The organism is Marinobacter mangrovi, from assembly GCF_016798325.1.
GTDB lineage: Bacteria > Pseudomonadota > Gammaproteobacteria > Pseudomonadales > Oleiphilaceae > Marinobacter_A > Marinobacter_A mangrovi.
In genome coordinates, this window is sequence record NZ_JAERVO010000007.1 from 196,929 (window position 1) to 217,833 (window position 20,905).

Annotated in this window: 16 protein-coding genes; 12 read left to right on the forward strand and 4 right to left on the reverse strand. The window is 62.5% G+C overall.

The features are described from left to right. Positions 1 to 16 precede the first annotated feature (16 nt). Positions 17 to 1,417: a membrane-bound lytic murein transglycosylase MltF gene (gene mltF, locus JL474_RS19010; RefSeq protein WP_203143330.1), complete on the forward strand. Its 1,401-nt coding sequence runs from the start codon at positions 17 to 19 to the stop codon at positions 1,415 to 1,417. On the opposite strand, the gene JL474_RS19015 is transcribed toward mltF, so the two are convergent. Then, positions 1,414 to 2,376 (reverse strand): HAD-IIA family hydrolase, encoded by a 963-nt coding sequence (locus JL474_RS19015; protein ID WP_203143332.1) that lies wholly within the window; start codon positions 2,374 to 2,376, stop codon positions 1,414 to 1,416. The genes mltF and JL474_RS19015 overlap by 4 nt on opposite strands. A gap of 448 nt (positions 2,377 to 2,824) precedes the next feature. Between JL474_RS19015 and dctP the strand changes: the two genes are divergently transcribed. The 7 genes from dctP (at position 2,825) to glcF (ending at position 10,612) form a co-directional block, all read left to right on the forward strand. Beyond that, on the forward strand, positions 2,825 to 3,943 hold the full coding sequence (gene dctP / locus JL474_RS19020; protein WP_203143334.1) for a TRAP transporter substrate-binding protein DctP: 1,119 nt from the start codon (positions 2,825 to 2,827) through the stop codon (positions 3,941 to 3,943). A gap of 95 nt (positions 3,944 to 4,038) precedes the next feature. After that, positions 4,039 to 4,752, forward strand: a complete 714-nt coding sequence (locus tag JL474_RS19025; protein WP_123635971.1) for a TRAP transporter small permease subunit — start codon at positions 4,039 to 4,041, stop codon at positions 4,750 to 4,752. Then, positions 4,749 to 6,299, forward strand: a complete 1,551-nt coding sequence (locus tag JL474_RS19030; protein ID WP_203143336.1) for a TRAP transporter large permease — start codon at positions 4,749 to 4,751, stop codon at positions 6,297 to 6,299. Before JL474_RS19025 ends, JL474_RS19030 begins: the two co-directional genes overlap by 4 nt. An 86-nt stretch (positions 6,300 to 6,385) precedes the next feature. After that, positions 6,386 to 6,811 (forward strand): GlcG/HbpS family heme-binding protein, encoded by a 426-nt coding sequence (locus tag JL474_RS19035; RefSeq protein WP_123635969.1) that lies wholly within the window; start codon positions 6,386 to 6,388, stop codon positions 6,809 to 6,811. Positions 6,812 to 6,882: 71 nt separating this feature from the next. Continuing rightward, positions 6,883 to 8,334, forward strand: coding sequence for an FAD-linked oxidase C-terminal domain-containing protein (locus tag JL474_RS19040; protein WP_123635968.1), 1,452 nt, complete (start codon positions 6,883 to 6,885; stop codon positions 8,332 to 8,334). Next, positions 8,334 to 9,398: a glycolate oxidase subunit GlcE gene (gene glcE, locus JL474_RS19045; protein ID WP_203143338.1), complete on the forward strand. Its 1,065-nt coding sequence runs from the start codon at positions 8,334 to 8,336 to the stop codon at positions 9,396 to 9,398. The genes JL474_RS19040 and glcE overlap by 1 nt, the downstream gene beginning before the upstream one ends. Before the next feature lie 5 nt (positions 9,399 to 9,403). Beyond that, the gene (gene glcF, locus JL474_RS19050; protein WP_203143340.1) at positions 9,404 to 10,612 is read left to right on the forward strand and encodes a glycolate oxidase subunit GlcF; all 1,209 of its coding nucleotides are present in this window, start codon (positions 9,404 to 9,406) and stop codon (positions 10,610 to 10,612) included. Here the strand turns inward: glcF and JL474_RS19055 are convergent, their stop codons facing one another. Both JL474_RS19055 and JL474_RS19060 read right to left on the reverse strand, forming a co-directional pair. Further along, positions 10,613 to 12,019 (reverse strand): CHAD domain-containing protein, encoded by a 1,407-nt coding sequence (locus JL474_RS19055; protein WP_203143342.1) that lies wholly within the window; start codon positions 12,017 to 12,019, stop codon positions 10,613 to 10,615. Positions 12,020 to 12,184: 165 nt separating this feature from the next. Then, positions 12,185 to 12,406 carry a DUF1127 domain-containing protein gene (locus JL474_RS19060; protein WP_203143345.1) on the reverse strand — a complete coding sequence of 74 codons (222 nt, stop codon included), beginning with the start codon at positions 12,404 to 12,406 and terminating at the stop codon, positions 12,185 to 12,187. A gap of 250 nt (positions 12,407 to 12,656) precedes the next feature. Here JL474_RS19060 and JL474_RS19065 point away from each other — a divergent pair, with 250 nt between their 5' ends. Continuing rightward, the gene (locus JL474_RS19065) at positions 12,657 to 13,601 is read left to right on the forward strand and encodes a LysR family transcriptional regulator (protein WP_203143347.1); all 945 of its coding nucleotides are present in this window, start codon (positions 12,657 to 12,659) and stop codon (positions 13,599 to 13,601) included. Between the two features lie 96 nt (positions 13,602 to 13,697). Continuing rightward, on the forward strand, positions 13,698 to 14,363 hold the full coding sequence (locus JL474_RS19070; RefSeq protein ID WP_203143349.1) for an SDR family oxidoreductase: 666 nt from the start codon (positions 13,698 to 13,700) through the stop codon (positions 14,361 to 14,363). 77 nt (positions 14,364 to 14,440) lie between these two features. Here JL474_RS19070 and JL474_RS19075 read toward each other — a convergent pair whose 3' ends face one another. Further along, positions 14,441 to 16,690 (reverse strand): NADP-dependent isocitrate dehydrogenase, encoded by a 2,250-nt coding sequence (locus JL474_RS19075; RefSeq protein WP_203143351.1) that lies wholly within the window; start codon positions 16,688 to 16,690, stop codon positions 14,441 to 14,443. Between the two features lie 914 nt (positions 16,691 to 17,604). Here JL474_RS19075 and JL474_RS19080 point away from each other — a divergent pair. Next, complete coding sequence (locus tag JL474_RS19080; protein WP_203143353.1) at positions 17,605 to 18,582, forward strand: TAXI family TRAP transporter solute-binding subunit; 978 nt, start codon at positions 17,605 to 17,607, stop codon at positions 18,580 to 18,582. 105 nt (positions 18,583 to 18,687) lie between these two features. Continuing rightward, a complete protein-coding gene (locus JL474_RS19085; RefSeq protein WP_203143355.1) occupies positions 18,688 to 20,880 on the forward strand; it encodes a TRAP transporter permease in 2,193 nt (730 codons plus the stop codon). Positions 20,881 to 20,905: the final 25 nt, after the last annotated feature.

The following is a 20,905-nucleotide window of genomic DNA, read 5'->3' on the forward strand; positions in this document are numbered from 1 at the left end:
AAGGGGAGATCCCACCATGAGATCGACGTTTCCCTGCGTGATCGCGCTGTGTTTGTCAGGACTTCTTTCGGCTTGCAGCGAGCCCGCCGCGGAAAGCGACGCCAAAGCGGCGGACGCCAGCCCGGCACCGGCTGAATCGGACGCGCTGAAACCACCGCAGGAGAGCGGTGTTTTACGGGTAGCGATCCGCAGCGGCTCCACGACCTATTACCTGGATCGCCAGGAAACGCCCACCGGGCCTGAATACGATCTGGCGGAGGCCTTTGCCAAGTCGCACGGCTGGACCGTGGACTGGGTGGTCCTGCCGTCCACCGCCGCCGTGCTGGACCGGCTCCGGGCCGGCGATGTGCATCTGGCCGCTGCGGGGCTCACGCATCTGGCCTCGCGCGATGCCGATTTCCTGCGGGGCGGCACCCATACGCAAATTACCGAACAGCTGGTCTGCAACCGCAATCAGCGTCCGCTGCCAAAGAAACCGGCGGACATTGGTGATCTGACCATCCGGGTGACGGCTCATTCGAGCTATGTGGAAACGCTCCAGAGCCTGGCGGCCGACAATCCCAACATCCAGTTCAAGGAAGATCCCGAGCGCAGCACGGAGCGCCTGCTGACGCAGGTGGAGCAGGGCGAGCTGGATTGCACGGTGGCGGATTCCAACATCGTTCAGGTGAATCGCCGGTTTATGCCGCACCTGGATGTGGCCATGGATTTAACGGACACGCACGGCCTCGGCTGGTATCTGCCGAAAGACGAGAAACAACTGGCCAAGGAGGCCAGCCAGTGGCTCAGCGGCGACGACGGTCGGCTGGCGGTGGCGGGGATCGACTATCGCTACTACGCCTACATCGGCGATTTCGACTATGTGGATTCGCGGGCGCTCACGCGGCGCATTGACGATCGCCTGCCGAAATACCAGGACCTGTTTGTCGACGCCGAAGCGCAAACCGGCCTGCCTGCTGACCTGCTGGCCGCGCAGGCGTATCAGGAGTCTCACTGGGATCCGCTCGCCAAGAGCCCGACCGGCGTGCGGGGACTGATGATGCTGACCCTGAACACCGCCAAAGCCTGGGGCGTGGAAGACCGGCTTGATCCCGAACAGAGCGTCGATGGCGGCGCCCGCTACCTGGCCGATCGTCACCGCCGCCTGCCGGAAACCATCCCGGAACCGGACCGCACCTTCCTGGCCCTGGCCAGTTACAACGTCGGTCGTGGCCACCTGCTGGATGCGCGCACCCTGGCCCGCAAACTCGGCAAGAACCCGGATTCCTGGGCCGACATGCGCGAAGTGCTGCCGTTGCTGGCGGACAAGGCGTATTACACCCAGCTTCGCTATGGCTATGCTCGGGGTTATGAGCCGGTGAACTACGTTTCAAGGATACGGAACTACCGGGACGTCATTGATACGGCGTTTCGTTAGATATGCGGCGCCACGACATCCGGCGTAATGCCGGAGCGGGTGATGCAGGCGCCGATATCCAGCCCGTTGAGGGAGCCGTAATCGGTCACCAGTAGTGTCCCCATGCCGGCACTCTGGCCGCCGAGGATATCGGTGTGCAGGGTGTCGCCCACCATCAGTACCCGTTCCGGCGCCGGGTTGCCCAGCCGGTCCAGGGCGGCCTGAAACGCCGGTGAATACGGCTTGCCATAGAACACCGGCGTAATGCCCGTGCGATCCGCCAGTTGATGGGAGAAGAAGCCCGGCTCCAGGGTCAGCCGGTCGTCACGGGGGGCCACCAGATCCGGGTTGGCCACTTCCAGCGGTCGCGGATAGGACGCCAGGCTGGCTTCCAGCAGGGCCTGGTGACTCCGGGTCCAGTCGCGGGTACTCAGGAAGATGAAACCGTCGCAGCGGTCCATCCGCTCACGCAGGTTCGCGTTGGGTTCGCCCTGGATACTGAGGTAGTTCACGCCGAGCGTCTGCGGGTTGGCTTCCAGTGGTGCGATGACGCCCCACAAACCCTGCCGGGGATTGTCGGCCAGGGCCTGTTCCAGCAGCCAGCGACTGGATATCAGCTGGCTTTCCCCGACACCAAACCCCATCCGCCGGTACTTCTCCAGCAAGCGCGCCGTTGACGCTGTAGCGGCGTTGGACAGGATCAGGCACGGCTTGCCCGCCTGCTGCAGCTCGGCAAACCGGGTGACGGCATGGGTCAGCGCCCGATCGCCCGTGTTGAGCACCCCGAACGCGTCAAAGACGAAGGCGTCGAAACGATCCGCCAGCGGCCCCAGGGATGGCTGGGCCTCCGGCACCGCGGCGTCCGGCCGGGAGGGTCCCCGGGGCAGGCGGTGGCGAACACGCTCGTATTCCGAGAACGCCCAGCGGGGCGTCGGGGGCAAGAGATCGTGGATGGCGCTGGTGGTGTCTGATGACGTCATGGAAGCAGAACAGCCTGTCTGAGCGGGCGATCGGTCAATCCGTTACCGGTCTTCATACCGGTCCGTTGCCGCAATCAATGGCATTTACTTTAGCCGGTATCGACCGCGCTGTCTTGCCAGGAACCGGGTGCTGAACGTTCGGATCCCTCCGCTTGAAGAGGTCACCATGAAGCGCCTTCTTAGACTATTGGATAAGGCGGCCCCGGACCCTGGAATTGCTTTATCGATCAATAAATTATGAGGAAGCAAAAAGATAATAACTGCAATAGCTTTGGTTTATTGATCAAAATCTGGACGAATTCGAAATCTGTGACGATATTCAAATCTGACCGGGATGAAGTGGCATTCACAGTTTGTAGGCCACGGGCACGCCCCTCGTTCCGGTCCCGATGTGCCTCTTAAAAGGGCGATGAGCCCGACAAAAACAATGAATGCTGGGGACTGAATCATGAACACACGTGACAGCGGTATCGACCGAAAGGCCGCGGGTAATCGACGTGGTTTTCTGAAAACCCTCGCCATAGCCACCACGTTCGTGGGGGCATCTTTCCTGACAACCACCGTTGCAGCGGCCACCACCTGGAAAATCCAGTCCGTCTGGGACGCGGGCACGGTGGGCTACTCCCTGTTCGAGGAGTGGTGCAACAGCATGGAGAAGAAGAGCGGCGGTGAGCTGATCTTCAAGTGCTTCCCGGCCAAGGCCGTGGCGGCAGACAACAACGCCCTGTTCGAGGCGGTGCGCAACGGCGTCTTGCAGGGGATGAACCCGTTTACGCTGTACTGGTCGGGCAAGATCCCGGCGTCGGTGTTCCTGTCGTCCTATCCCGGCGGTCCGGATCAGCCGCACCAGTGGGACACCATGTTCTATTCGCTGGGCATGCTGGACATGACCCGGGATATCTACAAGAAGTACGGCCTGTTCTACGTCGGCCCGATCCAGCATGACGCCAACATCATCCACTCCAAGAAGCCGGTCAGCAGCCTGGACGACCTCAAGGGCATGAAGATCCGGGTGCCCGGCGGTATGGTCGCCGAGGTATTCCAGCAGTTCGGGGTGTCCACGGTGAGCCTGCCGGGCTCGGACATCTTCCCGGCCCTCGAGAAGGGCACCATCGACGCGGCGGACTATGTGGGGCCGGCGGTGAACTACGAGCTGGGTTTCTCCCAGGTGACCAAGTACATCCTGTTCGGACCTCCGGGTGTCATGTCCATCTACCAGCCGGTGGACCTGATGGACCTGACCGTCAACCTGCGCGCCTGGAACAGCCTCTCGCCGGAGCTCCAGCAACTGGTTGAGGACGAGTTGCGGATCTATTCCCAGAAGCACTACCTGACCATACAGAAGCGCAACATCGAGGCGATGGAGAAGTTCAAGGCGGATGGCAACGTGGTATCCCGCCTGAGCCAGGAGGATCTGCAACGATTCCGGAAGGCCGCCATTCCCATCTGGTATCGCTGGGCCAACAAGGATGACGATGCCCGCAAGGTGTTCGATCTTCAGGTCAAGTACATGGAGAACGAGATCATGGGCTATCTGAGCCCGGACGACCTCAAGGGGATGGAATAGACCCCGTCAGGGGCGTTGAATCGGGGAGGGCGTCGCCTTCCCCTTTGGCCCCCGGGGTGAGCTCCGGGGGTTTTTGGCGTGTTGCGGGGTGAAGTATGTCCGACGAACTGGAAGGGTTTGGTTTTGTGTTGCCCCACTGGCTGTACTGGGGCTGGCTGGCGGTGATGCCGCTGTTGATGATGGCGCTGGATCGCTGGCAGCGGAAGCGTCAGGGCGCGGCAACGGAGGAAACCGCCTATACACCCGGCGAAGGGCAGGATGCTGAGGAAACCGTGTACACCCGACATCCGGATGCGGGGGTGAACGGGTTTACCAAAGCGATCGACTGGATCAGTGAGCACTCGGGCGTCTTCGTGGCTTTCTGGACGGTCAACGCCGTGTGCTTCTACTTCTTCGAAGTGGTTATGCGCTACATCTTCAACATGCCCACCATCTGGGTGCATGAGGCGAGCTTCCTGCTACTGGGCATGCAGTACCTGCTGGCGGGTGCCTTCGCCATGCTGCACGGGGCCCACGTGCGGGTCGATGTGCTCTACAACCTCTTGCCCGAACGGGGCCAGATCGGCATGGACATCTTCACGTCCATGTTCTTCTTCATGTTTGCGCTGGTGCTGGCGATCACCTCCTGGACCTTCTTCCAGAACAGCTACTCCATGCACGAAACCACCGTGGAAACCTGGGGCATCCAGTATTACCCGGTGAAGTTCATGATGCTGCTGGGCGCCATCCTGATTCTGTTGGCAGGCCTGTCCAAGCTGATCAAGGACATTGCCCTGTTTATCCGCCTGGGTAAGGAGGGCAACGCATGAGCGTCAACACCGCCAAACCCGATACCGCCGACAGTGCGGTGAAAGCACTGTTCGGTCAGCTTGGCACCTGGCTGATGATCATCGCCACGGTGGCGCTGGGCTTCATCATTGTGGTCGAGACCATCAACATCCTGTTCTACGACCCCTACAGCGACGAATACTTCCTGTTCCGACTGGCCGGCAGCCTGTACGGCATTGGTATCGGACCGCTCACCTACCTGATGTTCGGCTCGCTGCTGGTTGCGCTGATGATGGGGCTGCCCCTGGCGTTCGTCACCGGCGGTCTGGGCGTCGCGTTCATCTACCTGGTGGGCGATGCGCTGATGCTCAACATCGTCCCCAGCCGCATCTTCCCGATGATGACCAACTCGGACCTGGCCGCCATCCCGCTGTTCATTTTCATGGCGTCGATGCTGGAGCGGGCCGGGTTGATCGAGGAAATGTTCAACGTGGTCTACAAGTGGATGGGCGGCCTGAGCGGCGGTCTGGCGTCGGCCACCATCCTGGCGTCGACCATCCTCGCCGCTATGGTGGGCGTGATCGGGGCCGCGGTGGTCACCATGGGCATTATCGCGCTGCCGGCCATGCTGCGGCGCGGGTATGATCACCAGATTGCGCTCGGTTCGATCATGGCCGGTGGCACACTGGGCATCCTGATCCCGCCCTCGATCCTGGCGATCCTCTACGCCGTGGTGGCGCAGCAGTCGGTGGGCGAACTCTATCTGGGTTCCGTGGTGCCGGGGCTGATGCTGTCCGGGATGTACATCGCCTACGTACTGATCCGCACGGCCATCAATCCCAAGCTGGGGCCACCGATCTCGAAAGAGGAACGCATCTCTTTCAAGGACAAGCTGCTGTTGCTGAAGGACCTGATCGCGCCTTTCATCCTGGTGGCGCTGGTTCTGGGGCTGCTGTTCGGCGGCATTGCCACGCCGGTGGAGGCGGCCGGCATCGGCTCGTTCGGCGCCATGGTGGTGGCCGCGATGCACAAGTCGTTTTCCATCAAGACCCTCAAGGAAGCCTCCATTACCACCGCCAAGGCCTCGGCCATGGTGCTGTGGATCATGTTCGGCGCCTCGGTGTTCGTGGGCTTCTATATCCTCCAGGGCGGTCAGGAGTTCATCACCAACGCCATCCTCGGGACGGGCCTGTCGTCCTACGGCATCCTGTTCCTGCTGATGGCCTTGCTGGTGATCCTGGGCATGTTCCTGGACTGGGTCGGCATCCTGCTGCTGGCAGTGCCGATCTTCATTCCGATCGTGAAGTCGTTGACCTTCGACGGCCTGTTCGGCCTGCCGGCGGTGCCGGGGGAAGACGTGGTGCTCTGGTTCGGCGTGCTGTATCTGGTGAACATGCAGATGTCCTTCCTCAGCCCGCCGTTCGGTTATGCACTGTTCTACATCCGCGGCGTGTGCCCGCCGGAGATTTCCATGGCGACGATCTTCCGCTCGTCCCTGGTGTTCCTCGGGCTGCAGTGCCTGGGACTGGTGCTGTGCATCCTGTTCCCGGCGATCATCACCTGGCTGCCGGATAAGGTCTACGGTTAACCCTACCCGATGAAAGTCGCATGGCCGACGCGGGGCGCCCCCGGTTATAACCGGGGGAGTTCCCAACCGGTTAAAGGAGATCCCTCATGCTTACCCTGAAACGCCTGGATAGTGCCGACGCCCGACTGCTGATCGAAGGTGCCGCCGAGAAGGCCCGCGAAATCGGCGTGCCGATGTGCATTGCGATCACCGACGAGTCCGGCAATCTGGTGGCGTTCGAACGCATGGACGGCGGCAAGACCTCCAGCGTCATCATCGCCCAGGACAAGGCCTACACCGCCGCCGCCGCGCGCAAGGCGACCCACGAGTACAACGCCGCCAACGTACCCGGCCAGCTGGCCTTCGGCATCCATACCGAGGTGGGCGGTCGTATCAGTTCCGTAGGCGGTGGCCTGCCGGTGACGGTCGACGGGGAAGTGGTCGGTGGTATCGGCCTGAGTTCCGGCACCCCGCAACAGGATATGGAGTGCGCCCAGGCCGGGCTGGATTATTTCCTCGCAAAACGGGGTTGATCCGCGGTCAGTGCCGGGCATAAGTTAGAACAAGTATAAGAAGTCGGTCCGATCGGACCGGGAGAGAGATCATGTCCACACCCACGATCGATCGTGCCGAGCTGGCGCGCCAGTTCCGCACGTTTATCGATCCGGCGTTCGTCATCGAGGATGACGAAACCATCCGCCCCTACGAGTGCGACGGCCTGTCCATGTACTGCGAGATGCCGTGGCTGGTGGTGTTGCCGGAGACCGTTGAGCAGGTACAGCAGGCCATGCGCCTGTGTCACGAGCACAAGGTGCCGGTGGTCGCCCGCGGCGCCGGAACCGGCCTGAGTGCCGGGGCCATGCCCCATGCCGAAGGCGTCGTGCTGTCGCTGGCCAAGTTCAACCGCATCCTTCAGATCGATCCGCTGGCCCGCACCGCGCGCCTGCAGCCCGGCGTCCGCAACCTGGCCATCAGCGAGGAAGCGGCGCAATACGGCCTCTACTACGGCCCCGATCCCTCTTCCCAGATTGCCTGCACCATTGGCGGCAACGTCGCCGAGAACTCCGGTGGTGTGCACTGCCTCAAATACGGACTGACCGTCCACAACATCCTCAGTGTCGAGATGGTGACCGTCGAAGGCGAGAAGCTGGTGGTGGGCAGCGATGCGCTGGACGGCTGCGGCATGGACATGCTGGCGCTGATGACCGGCTCCGAGGGCTTGCTGGGGATCGTCACCGAAGTGAAGGTCAGGCTGCTGCCCAAACCGGAACAGGCCCAGGTGGTCATGGCCGGGTTCGATTCGGTGCAGAACGCCGGCGATGCGGTCGGCGGTGTCATCGCCCACGGCATCATTCCGGGCGGGCTGGAAATGATGGACGGCTTTGCCATTGTTGCCGCCGAAGACTTTGCCCAGGCCGGCTATCCCCGCGACGCGGCGGCCCTGCTGCTGTGCGAAGTGGACGGGACCGCTGAGGAAGTGCAGGAACACATCGAGCAGGCGAGCAACCTGTTCCGCTCCTTCGGGGCAACGTCCATTCGTGTGTCCCAGAGCGAGGAGGAGCGGGCGTTGCTCTGGAAAGGTCGCAAGTCGGCGTTCCCGGCGGTGGGCCGGATCTCGCCGGACTATTACTGCATGGACGGCACCATTCCCCGGCGCCACCTGGCCTACGTGCTCACGGAAATGCAGAAGATGTCCGAGCATTACGGACTGCGGGTTGCCAACGTATTCCACGCCGGCGACGGCAACATGCACCCGCTGATCCTGTTCGATGCCAACGTGCCGGGCGAATTTGAGCGCACCGAGGAATTCGGCGGCGCCATCCTGTCCATGTGCGTCAACGTCGGCGGCTGCATTACCGGGGAGCACGGCGTGGGCGTGGAGAAAATTCGTCAGATGGCGATCCAGTTCGACGACCTGGAACTGGCCCAGTTCCACGCCCTCAAGGCCGCTTTCGATCCGGACGGCCTGCTGAACCCGGGCAAGGGCGTGCCCGCCCTGCGTCATTGCCAGGAGTACCGGTCCCTGGAACACAAAGCCCATGCGGCGGAGGCCTGATGGCGGACAAGACTCAAACACTGCAGCAGCAGGTGTACGCGGCGCTGGCGGAAGAACGCAAACTCTCGATTGTCGGTGGTGGCAGCAAAGCCTTCATGGGCCGCCAGACCGATGTGGAAACCACGCCACTGAACCTGTCCGAGCATACCGGCATCGTGGATTACCAGCCGGTGGAACTGGTGCTGACCGTCCGTGCCGGCACGCCGTTGAAAGAGATTGACGCGGCCCTGGCGGAGCACAATCAGTGCCTGTCGTTCGAGCCGCCGCACTTCTCGGCCCGCAGCACCATCGGCGGCACCCTGGCCTGCAACCAGTCCGGCCCCGGCCGGCCCTGGACCTATTCCGTGCGGGATCAGGTGCTGGGCCTAAGGTTGATCAACGGCAAGGCCGAACACCTGCATTTTGGCGGCCAGGTGATGAAAAACGTGGCCGGCTACGACGTTTCGCGTCTGCAGGCCGGCGCCCTGGGCTGCCTGGGCGTGATCACTGAAGTCAGCCTCAAGGTGATGCCGCGGCCGGCGTCGAGCCTGACGCTGGTGCAGGTCATGGACCTGGAAGACGCCATACCGTACATGAACCAACGCGCCGGTGAACCCAAGCCGCTGACCGGCGCCTGCTGGGTCGACGGCAAGCTGTACCTGCGCCTCGCCGGCGCCCAGTCCGCGGTGGAAGCCACGGCGCATCACTGGGACGGCGATGTACTCGAAGACGCCGGCGATTTCTGGGCCGCACTGCGGGACCAGAAGCTTGATTTCTTCGCCGGCGACGCGCCGCTATGGCGTTTTTCGGTGAACAGCACCGCCGCCAACCCGCCGATGGACGGCGACTGGCTGGTGGATTGGGGCGGCGCCCAGCGCTGGTATCGGGGCGAAGCCACGATGGGCGACATGGAACCGCTGGCAGAGGCCGCCGGCGGCCAGGTGAGCCTGTTCCGTGGCGGCGATCGCCGCGGCGAGGTGATGCATCGTCAGGCCCAGCCGTTGCAGCAGATCCAACAACGCCTGAAGCAGGCCTTCGATCCCGACGGCGTCTTTAATCCCGGTCGACTCTACAGCTGGTTGTAACCCGTATGCAGACCAATCTTGTCAAGGAATTCGCCAACACCACCGAAGGCCAGGAGGCTGAAGCCATCCTGCGCGCCTGCGTGCACTGCGGTTTCTGTACCGCCACCTGTCCCACCTACCAGGAGCTGAACGACGAGCGGGACGGCCCGCGCGGCCGGATCTACCTGATGAAACAGTTCCTGGAAGGCAACGAGGTGACGGAAAAAACCCGCACGCACCTGGACCGCTGCCTGACCTGCCGAAGCTGCGAGACCACCTGCCCGTCGGGGGTGCAGTACGGTCGTCTGGTGGACATCACCCGGGGCCTGGTGGATGAAAAACTGGAGCGCCCGCGCCGTGAGCGGATGATTCGCTGGGCGCTGCGGACCATCGTGCCCAAGCGCGCATTGTTCACGCCGCTGTTGGCCCTGGGGCAGATGTTCCGGCCGCTGTTGCCGGAAGCGCTGCGCTCGAAGGTGCCGCCCCGGCAGGCCACCCGGCCCTGGCCCGCCGCCCGGCACGAGCGGGTGGTGATCGCCCTCGCCGGCTGCGTGCAGTCGGCCGCGACGCCCAACACCAACGCCGCCGCGGCCCGGGTGTTGGATCGTCTGGGCATTTCGCTGATTGAAGCGTCGGAAGCCGGCTGCTGCGGGGCTATCAATTACCACCTGTCCGCCCACGACGACGGTCTGGACGACATGCGCCGCAACATCGACGCCTGGTGGCCGATGATCGAGGGCGGGGCGGAAGCCATCGTCATGACCGCCTCCGGCTGCGGCGCGATGGTGCAGGACTACGGCCACCTGTTGCGGGACGATCCGGACTACGCCCACAAGGCCGCCCGCATCAGCGCCATGACCCGGGATCTGGGTGAATTCCTGCTGCAGGAGGACCTGTCCACCCTGCGCCCGGCGGAGTCATCCGGCAAGGTGGCGGTGCATTGCCCGTGCACCCTGCAACACGCGATGAAGCAGAACGGCGTGATGGAGCAGGTGTTGCGCAAGGTGGGCATCGGTCTGGCGGAAACCCGCGACAAGCACCTGTGCTGTGGCTCCGCCGGCACCTATTCCATTCTCCAGCCGGAAATGAGCCAGCGTCTGCTGGGCAACAAGCTCAAGGCGCTGACCATCGACAATCCGGACCGCATCGTCACCGCCAACATCGGCTGCCAGCTGCACATCGGCAGTAAGGCGGATCGGCCGGTGCAGCACTGGATCGAACTGCTGGACCGCTGATCAGGCTTCCTGGGTCCGCGGTCTTCCGGTGCGGGTGAGTGGCTCTGGCGCGTCGATCACGTCGAGGGTCAGTATGCGCTGGCGATCCGCCTGTTTCTGGCCCGACAGCCGTTCAATCAACGGCGTCAACCGTCCCTCTGGATCCGCTTCCGCCTGATAGGTCTGCATGAAGACCAGTTGAATATGCCGGTCCTGGAAGTCTCCCAGAATCGTCTGGCGCTGCTTCAGGTCCTTGCGAAAGGCTTTGGGCAGCGCCCGATCCAGATCCGCCAGATAGCGGATGCGTTTGAGGCATTTGCGCAGGCGGTGGAAATCCTCGTCCGGAGACAGGTCCGACAGTGCGACCAGCCGGGCGTTGTGGTCGGCAATGCGGGCATCCAGGGCTTCGCGGGTGCGGTGCTTGTCCAGGCTGTCGAGAATCGCCTTCAAGCGGTTGGAGCGGACGAAGGACTGCAGGTTTTCCCGGTCATCGAGGTAGTCCCGCGCGTCGATGTGTTGGGCAAAGGCCAGCTGGGCCTCCCGCTGCCTGGCCCGAAAGGCCTGCGGAACCCCCGTGGTCTTTAGGGCATCCTGAAATTCCGGGTCGTTCAGCCACGCCAACAGGGTCTCATTGAACACGTCCAGATCGCGCAAGGCGCTGGTGGCCTGAGCGTGACGGCGCAAGCGCTTGATGGGGGCCTTCAGTGCCTTGTCGCCGGAGAGCGCGTAGAGCGTCTCCATCACGGCGCGAACCTTGCGGATGGTGATCCGGTACTGGTGCAGGAATTCGGGATCGAAACCCAGAGCCGCCGGCGGCTCCAATTCGGTCAACCGGTCCATCAAGTGGGGCAGGGACAGCGCCAGACCGCGCAGAGAATGCCCTTCTTCTTTCTTGCCCGGGTCACCGGACTGCTTACGCTGGAATTCGGCGTAGCTGACCCAGGCTGGTTTCAGATACAGGGCCAGTGCGCCGGTGTCCGGCTCAATCTCCTTCCAGCGCTGGATCGGTAACAGGATATGCACGCACCCGGCGGTAGGCAGGGCATCGATAGGGTGGCGCAGGAGTCGATTGGCCAGCTCCAGCAGGGCCGGGTTGTGACCGACCAGGGTGATCGCGCCATCGTCCTGTTGCTTGTGCAGCCATTTCCAGAGGACATCGCCACTGAAGGTATAGAGGCGGGATTTGAAGGCGATCCGTTCGGCCAGGGTCCTGTCTTCCAGGCTGGCCAGCATCCCCTCGATGGTCTTGCGCGCGCGCAGGGCATTGCTCGAATACACCGCGCCGTCAAACGCACCGATCCGTTGAAGAACCGGGGCCATGTCGGCGATCTGCCGTAGGCCACGCTTGTTCAGCGGGCGCTCCCAATCCTCCAGCGAGGCGTCGGACCAGCTGGATTTGCCGTGTCGAATCAGGAAAAGGTGTTTCATGCATGCTGAATCCATCATAGGCCAGAGCAGGATAGCACGCTGAATGTGACACCCGTGTTGCGCGAGCGCAATGACGCCGGTCAACGCACGGCCGGCCACGGCCACAAAAAAGGGGATGGCTTGAAAACCATCCCCAATCGCAGGATCCGCGTCGTCGGGTAGGGACTACTCAGCCCAGAACGGCTTGTTCATCTCCCGCTGCAGGTCGCCCGGCTCCAGGCCGATATCCCGCTCCATATGCGCCAGCCAGGCCGGGCTGGCACCACCGAACTCACGCCGCAGGGAGCGGCGGTTGGCCAGACGTTTGCGCCAACGGCGCAGCCGGGCCAGTGCCGGCAGGGTCGGCCATTGGATTTTGCGGGGCTTGAGCGTCAGGGTGTGTTGCATGGCTGTGTCCTCCCGGTGTGATGGCGTCGGTGATCACCGACTCGAACCCTGATGCTAGAAAAGTCCCGAAAGGTGCGGAATCTATAAATTTTTCACGCGGCGTTAAGAAAACCTGAACGCGCGAGAAGCCGCTTTGTAGCAGACTTGGGGAAAGTGCCCCTGTTATGCTTTCGTGATGTATGACCGGCGCCGGGCTGTGGCCGGTCGCAATGGATGGCGTCATCGCAGGGTATTGCCATGGAGAGTCCTGATGAATATCCAGATCGAGAAGCTGCGTTCGTTTGTGTTGATCGCTGAAGAGAAAAACCTGACCCGCGCGGCGGAGCGCCGGTTCTCCACGCCTGCCGCGGTCAGTGCCCAGCTCAAGCAGCTGGAAGACGCCCTCAACCTGACGCTGTTCGAGCGCACCAGCAAAGGCATGCTGCTGACTGAGGCTGGCCGGCGCCTGTTGCCCATGGCCAATCGCATTCTGGGAAACCTGGCCGAATTCGAGACGACCGCCCACGCCATAGCCGGCCGTGCCCGCACCCAACTGCTGTTCGGCCTCAATGCCCTGCCCGAACTGCTGCGTTTCGAACAGGTGCTGGAAGCGGCCGCCCGGGAACTCCCGGACGTTTCGCTGGTGGTGCGTTCGGGGAATTCGGGCGACAACCAGCGGGCGGTGCTGACGGGGGATCTGGATGCGGGGTTTGTCTTCGGTGGCCGGGATCACCCGGATCTGGAGCGGACCGAACTGGGCCACGTGAACATTGTTACCGTGGGACCGCCGGCCGGTAAAAGCGGGCCGTTGCCGGCCACCGCCGGAGAGCTGGCCGGTCGTGCCTGGATCTCGCCGAGCATGGAGTGTCCCTACAGCGATCTGATGCGCCAGATCCTCGGATCGCATTACGACGAGGCCAATATCGTGGCCACCTCGGACGATGAATATTCCACCATCACCATGGTCAAGGCGGGGCTCGGGTTGGCACTGGTGGAGGCTCACCTGGCGGACATGGCGGAATGCCGGAATGAGGTTCGGGTGTATCCGGACACCGGCGGGCGCGTGCCGCTTTACCTCGTGGTGCGGCGGGACCGGCGTCATCAGCTTCCGGAGCTGGCGGTGTTCGTGCATCTGGTGCAGGATCAGTGGAGCGGGGCCCAGGTGGCGCCCGGTACCCTGCGGGAAACCACCGCCGGTATGCTTAACCCATCCTGAACAACAGTTCATATATTACGCCTTTGCTTGGCCTCGGACGACACCCTGTTATATGGTCCTCGCCAATAACAACGTTTTATCGGGAGAGGGACACATATGTTGCGAGTGCTGATTACCGGCGCTAACCGCGGTGTGGGGCTTGAACTGGCGCGCTATTACGCCCGTCATGACTGGTCGGTCATCGGCGTATGCCGGAGCGCGTCCGACGAGCTGGCGGACGTGGCCGAACAGGTGGTTGAAGGCGTCGATGTGACGACCGACTCTGGCGTGGCTCGCATCGTCGAGGCCGTAAAGCAGACCGACGGGATCGACCTGCTGATCAACAATGCCGGGGTGTTACAGGACGAAGAGCTGGGCCATATCGACTACGACTCCCTGCGTTTCCAGATGGAAGTGAACGCCTATGCGCCCCTGCGGGTGACTGAAGCCTTACTGCCGTATCTGCGCGAGGGTGCGAAGATCGCCAACATCACCAGCCGTATGGGCTCGATGGCCGACAACGACTCCGGTGGACGTTACGGTTATCGCGCTTCCAAGGCGGCGTTGAACGCCCTCGGCCGCTCCCTGGCGATGGACCTGAAGCCGCGCGGTATCGCCGTGGCCCAACTGCATCCGGGCTATGTGAAGACCCGCATGGTGAACTTCGGTGGCCTGATCACGCCGGAAGAATCCGCGCTGGGCCTGGCGACCCGCATCGAGGCACTGAACCTGGAGAACACCGGTTCCTTCTGGCACAGCAATGGCGAGGAGTTGCCCTGGTAACCGGCGTGCCGACCGGTCACCGCCCACAAAAAAGCCCGGTCAGGTTTCCCTGACCGGGCTTTTTCAGACCGCTGCGATTACGCCGACTGGGCGTCTTCGCGGGCCTTGGCGAGGATGCCGTTCAGCGTCTCGCTCGGCTGCATGATCTTGCAGACCTTGTCCGCCGGCGGGTGGTAGTAGCCCCCGATGTCGGCCGGATGGCCCTGGATCACGCTCATTTCTTCCAGGATGGTGTCCTTGTTGTCTTCGAGTTGCTTGCTCAGCTTGGCGAAGAATTCCTTCAGCTTGGGATCGTCGTCCTGGTTGGCCAGTTCCTCAGCCCAGTAGCGGGCCAGGTGGAAGTGGCTGCCGCGGTTGTCCAGCTCGCCGGTCACGCGGGACGGGGACTGGTTGTTTTCCAGCAGACGCTCGGTCGCCTTGTCGAGGCTCAGGCCAAGGATGCGCGCACGCTCGTTGTGCTCCTTATCGCCCAGTTCCTCAAGTGAGACGGCGATGGCGAGGAACTCGCCGAGGGAATCCCAGCGCAGGTGGTTCTCTTCCAGCAGCTGCTGCACGTGCTTCGGTGCGGAACCGCCGGCACCGGTTTCGTACAGGCCGCCGCCGTTGAGCAGCGGAACGATGGACAGCATCTTGGCACTGGTGCCCAGTTCCAGGATCGGGAACAGGTCAGTCAGGTAATCCCGCAGGACGTTACCGGTGACGGAGATGGTGTCCAGGCCGCGGAGCAGGCGCTCCATGGTCCAGCGGATGGCGCGAACCGGCGACATGATGCGGATGTCCAGGCCGTCGGTGTCGTGTTCCTGCAGGTATTTTTCGACTTTCTTGATCAGCTGTGCGTCGTGGGCACGCTCATCGTCCAGCCAGAAGACCGCCGGCATGCCGGTGGCGCGGGCACGGTTGACGGCCAGCTTGACCCAGTCGCGGATCGGCAGGTCCTTGGTCTGGCAGGCGCGCCAGATGTCGCCTTTCTCGACCTTGTGCTCGGTCAGCACCTTGCCGTCGCCGTCGATCACACGGACAACGCCGTCTTCCGGGATTTCGAAGGTTTTGTCGTGGGAGCCGTACTCTTCAGCTTTCTGCGCCATCAGGCCCACGTTCGGCACGGTACCCATCTTGGTCGGGTCAAAGGCGCCGTGGGTCTTACAGAAGTTGATCACTTCCTGGTAGATGGTGGCGTAGGTGGACTCCGGCATGACCGCCTTGGTGTCCTTCAGCTTGCCGTCACGGGCCCACATCTTGCCGGAGTTACGGATCATGGCCGGCATGGAGGCGTCGACGATGACGTCACTGGGCACGTGCAGGTTGGTGATGCCTTTGACAGAATCGACCATGGCGATTTCCGGACGGTGCTCGTAGCAGGCGTGCAGGTCTTCCTGGATTTCTTCCTGCTTGGATTCCGGCAGCTGCTTGATCTTCTCGACGACGGAAGACAGGCCGTTGTTCGGATTCACGCCGATCTCGTCGAACAGGTCGCCGTACTTGTCGAACAGCTCCTTATAGAAGATCTTCACCGCGTGACCGAACACGATCGGGTGGGAGATCTTCATCATGGTCGCCTTGACGTGCAGGGAGAACATGACGCCGGTGTTCTGGCAATCTTCAATGGCATCGGAGAAGAACTTGCGCAGGGCCTTGCAGCTCATGAACATGCCGTCCAGGACTTCGCCTTCCTGCAGCGGCAGCTCCGGTTTCAGGACGGTCTGTTCGCCCTTGGTGTTCTCGAAAACGATGCGGGCGGTGGTGGCCTTGTCCAGGGTCAGGGACTGCTCGCTGGAGTAGAAATCGCCGCCGCGCATGTGGGCAACGTGCGTGCGGGAGGCCGGGCTCCATTCACCCATGGAGTGCGGGTATTTGCGGGCGAAGGCCTTGACCGCGGCCGGAGCGCGACGGTCGGAGTTGCCTTCACGCAGGACCGGGTTCACGGCACTGCCGAGGACCTTGGCGTAACGCGCCTGAGCTTCCTTCTCCTCGTCGGTCTCCGGATGCTCCTTGTATTCAGGAAGGTCGTAGCCCTGTTCTTTCAGCTCTTTGATGGCCGCACGCAGCTGCGGGATTGAGGCACTGATGTTCGGCAGCTTGATGATGTTGGCGTGCGGGTTCTTGGTGTATTCGCCCAGTTCGGCCAGGTGATCCGGAACCTTCTGGTCTTCGCTGAGACGGTCCGGGAAGGCCGCAAGGATACGGGCGGCCAGAGAAATATCACTGGTTTCGAATTCGATGCCCGCGGGGGCCGCAAAGGTCTCCAGGATCGGCAGGAGAGAGCGGGTGGCCAGCGCAGGGGCTTCGTCGGTCAGGGTATAGATAATCTTGGATTTGGAGTCAGTCATGTTTCGTCTTCAGGTCGTCGTTGTGGATCAGGACGGATGGTTCAGATGCGGCCTTGTGAGCTGCATCCACTGGTCCTACTCGGGATGAACAGGGGAGACGTCGAACAACACCTGAACCGCTTGGCGAGCCAGAGGTGGTTCAGTGGGTATTCAGGCGTTCCCCAGACCAGGAAACCGCTGAAAACGTCCTGCCCGACGCGGGAAACGTCAGGGCGTTTTCAGAGAGTCCCTCCTTTGGGCCATCCCCATTCGTACCATAACTGCCGTCGTTTTGTTCACATTCCGCGCCGTCCAGTAGCCAAACGTATATGTCTGCAGTAGCTACACTAATGCCGGCGGCGATGCCAGTACAGGGCGACGTTGCCCGGTCAGGATTGCGCCTTCGGATGACGCGGATGTTGCAAGGGTGTTGTGACACGTGGCGAGTGCCGGTCAGGCCGGGATGGAGCAACACAGCCTTCCGCCGGGTACCGCCGTTTTCACAGCGCCCTTTTCAGTCTGTCCGCTGCAAAGCCCAAGAGGGGCGTGTTTGGGGACAGACCGCAGGGGAAAAGGTTCGCTTTGCCCCGAAAGACACTTGCGGAAACCGGTACACATTGTAGCCGAAAACGGCGCGTCTTGGGGGGCCTGTTGGGCGATCGCATCGTCGGCCGTTTGCCCGGATCATTCTCTCCGAGCAGCAATGGGTGGGTTCCCACACATTGCCCTGTCAGGGGTGGGTGAAAAATGACCCATTGCTGACTATGTTCTATTGTGACGGTTTCCGCTGGGGCCAGGAAAGTCGCGAATTCTACGGATCTGGCCTGTAGTTTGCTGTGAGTGGACTGCGCATGACTGGGGAGCCTCTGAAGCACTCGACGACTTCGACTTCAGACGCTCTCGAATAATGACAATGACATTCAGGAGCAAAAACAATGAAATTACAGTCCCTGCTGGCGGCTTCGTTCGCCTCGGCACTGATCGTATCCGCTTCCGCGTCCGCGCAGGACCGTTCCGACTGGCCCGAAAAGTTCACCGTCGGTACAGCCAGTCAGGGCGGTACTTACTTCGCCTATGGTTCTGGCTGGGCTCACTTCATTTCCGAAAACCTGGGCGTCTCCGGCGGTGCTGAAATCACCGGTGGCCCGATGCAGAACATGGCGCTGGTCCATACCGGCGACCTGAAGTTCGGCCTGACCACGCTGGGCCCCGCCCAGGAATCCATCGATGGCAACAGCCCGCTGGCTCCGGGCATGAAGATGGACAACGTCTGTGCCATGTTCCCGATGTACCAGACGCCGTTCTCGGTCACCGCACTGGCCAGCTCCGGCATCAAGTCCATTTCCGACATTCCCGACGGCGCCAAGATTGGTTTCGGTCCGGCCGGTTCCACCTCCGACACCTACTTCCCGAAGATGATGGATGCCCTGGGCGTGAAGTACGAGCGTCGTAACGGCAGTTGGTCGGACCTGGGTGGTCAGCTGCAGGACGGCCTGATCGACGTGGTCGCGTTCGCGGCGGGTATCCCGATTCCGGCGGTTAGCCAGCTGGAAGTGCAGACCGATGTGAACATCATCGGCATGACGGACGAAGAGCAGCAGAAAATCCTGAACAACTTCCCGGTGTCCAAGTTCGAAATCCCGGCCAGCACCTACCAGTCGCTGGACAAGCCGTCCAACGTCGTTTCCATGTGGAACTTCGCCATCGCCAACTGTGACGTACCGGAAGACTTCGTGTACGAGATGACCAAGCTGACCATGGAAAACAACGACAAGATGGTGGGCATCCACAAGGCCGCCAAGTCGTCCATTCCGGAGAACTACAGCAAGAACACCGTTCTGCCGTGGCATCCGGGTGCCGCTCGCTGGTTCAACGAGCACGGCTACAAGATCGACGACAGCCAGATCAAGTAAGCCCCCTGTCGCGCCCGCGACAGTCGCAGGACCGGCCAGCCGGCCGGTCCGCTTCCTGGCTTCTGGCCGCCTTCCGGCCATTTTTCTTTCCGATCAGGTTGCATCATGACTACTGATACCCACGACAAGAATCCGTCTCCGGCCGCACCGGAAGACGATCACATGCTGGCCCATGGTGTGGATGAAGAACCGGTTGAGTCCAACCGCCGCCTTTACACCGGCTGGATGTTGCAGGCCGTTATCGTCCTGTCGATTGCCTACTCGGCTTTCCACCTGTATTCCCTGAACATCGCGCCGATGGAGACCTGGTCCTTCCGGATCGTGCACGTCTGTGGCGCCCTGATTCTCGGCTTCCTCCTCTACACTGGCGCCCAGTTCGTGTCCGGGCAAGAGGGCGAGGCCCGTCATCGCTGGACCACCTGGATCGCTGCGGTCCTGATGTTGCCGGCGCTGTATACCCTGTACCAGACCTTCAATTTTCACCAGATGATTGCCGCCGGCACCATGCGGCTGCCGCCGGACCTGGAAACCTGGCATTTCGGCTGGCCGCTGCTCGTCGCCACCGCCGGTGCGATCGTCCTGAGCTGGTTCCACCAGCGTGACCGGGCCGCCTTCAGCCTGCCGGACCTGGTGCTGATCCTGTGCTCCATCGCCACGGCGGCATACTTCCTGGAGGTCTATAACACCGCCATGCGCATGAGCACCGGTACCTCCTTTGCGCCCATTGGCATCTCCTTCGCAGCCATTGCCGGCACCGCGCTGATCATGGAAATGACCCGCCGGGTCGCCGGTCTGGCGCTGGTGGTCATTGCCCTGATCTTCCTGGCCTATGTGTTCCTCGGCCCCTATCTGCCGGGCTTCCTGAGCTATCCGGGTCTGTCGATCCAGCGCTTCTTCAGCCAGGTCTACACCGATGCGGGTGTGCTCGGGCCGACCACCGCCGTGTCGTCGACCTACATTATCCTGTTCATCATCTTTGCCGCCTTCCTGCAGGCGTCCAAGGTGGGTGATTATTTCGTCAACTTCGCCTTTGCCTGCGCCGGCCGCTCCCGCGGCGGCCCCGCCAAGGTGGCGATTTTCGCGTCCGGTCTGATGGGCATGATCAACGGCACCAGTGCCGGTAACGTGGTCTCCACCGGTTCGCTGACCATCCCGCTGATGAAGCGAGTGGGTTACCGTAAACAGACCGCCGGTGCGGTCGAAGCCGCAGCCTCCACCGGTGGGCAGATCATGCCGCCGATCATGGGCGCCGGCGCCTTCATCATGGCGGAAATCACCGGTATCCCCTACACCGACATTGCCATCGCGGCGATCATCCCGGCGATCCTCTACTTCGCCTCCGTGTTCTTCATGGTGGACTTTGAAGCCGCCAAGCTGGGCATGCGCGGTATGCGCTCCGACGAACTGCCGCGGTTCAAGACGCTGGCCAAGCAGATCTACCTGTTCGCGCCCATCCTGATCCTGGTGGTGGCCCTGTTCATGGGCTACTCGGTGATCCGCGCCGGTACCCTGGCGATGGTCTCGGCCGTGGTGGTGAGCTGGCTGTCGCCTCACAAGATGGGTATTCGCTCGATCCTGCACGCGTTGGAACTGGCCGGCATCATGTCGATCCAGATCATCGCGGTGTGTGCCTGCGCCGGTGTGATCGTCGGCGTCATCTCGCTGACCGGCGTCGGTGCCCGTTTTTCGGCGCTGCTGCTGAGCGTGGCTGAACACAGCCAGCTGCTGGCGCTGGTCTTCGCCATGCTGATTTCCATCATGCTGGGGATGGGCATGCCGACCACGGCCGCCTACGCCGTCGCCGCCTCGGTGGTCGCACCGGGTCTGGTGCAGCTGGGTATCGAGCCGCTGACCGCGCACTTCTTCGTGTTCTACTTCGCGGTGGTGTCGGCGATCACGCCGCCAGTGGCGCTCGCGTCCTACGCCGCCGCCGGGATATCCGGCGCCAATGCGATGGAGACATCGGTGGCGTCGTTCCGGATTGGCCTGGCTGCGTTCATCGTGCCGTTCATGTTCTTCTACAACGGCGCCCTGCTGATGGACGCCAGCGTCCTGGCCATCGCCCGCGCGCTGATCACCGCCACCTTCGGGGTGTACCTGCTGTCGGGTGCGGTGCAAGGCTGGATCTTCCAGGCCGGTGCACCCCGCCTGACCCGTCTGCTGTTGCTGGCGGCGGCCCTGATGATGATCGCCGGTGGCTGGATCTCCGACCTGGCGGGCATCGCCCTGGCGGTGGTCACCTACTTCATGCAGAAGCAGCGGCGTCCGGATCATGGCAAGACCGTGGGAGCCTCGTGATCCTCCGGTGACCCGTCACCACACG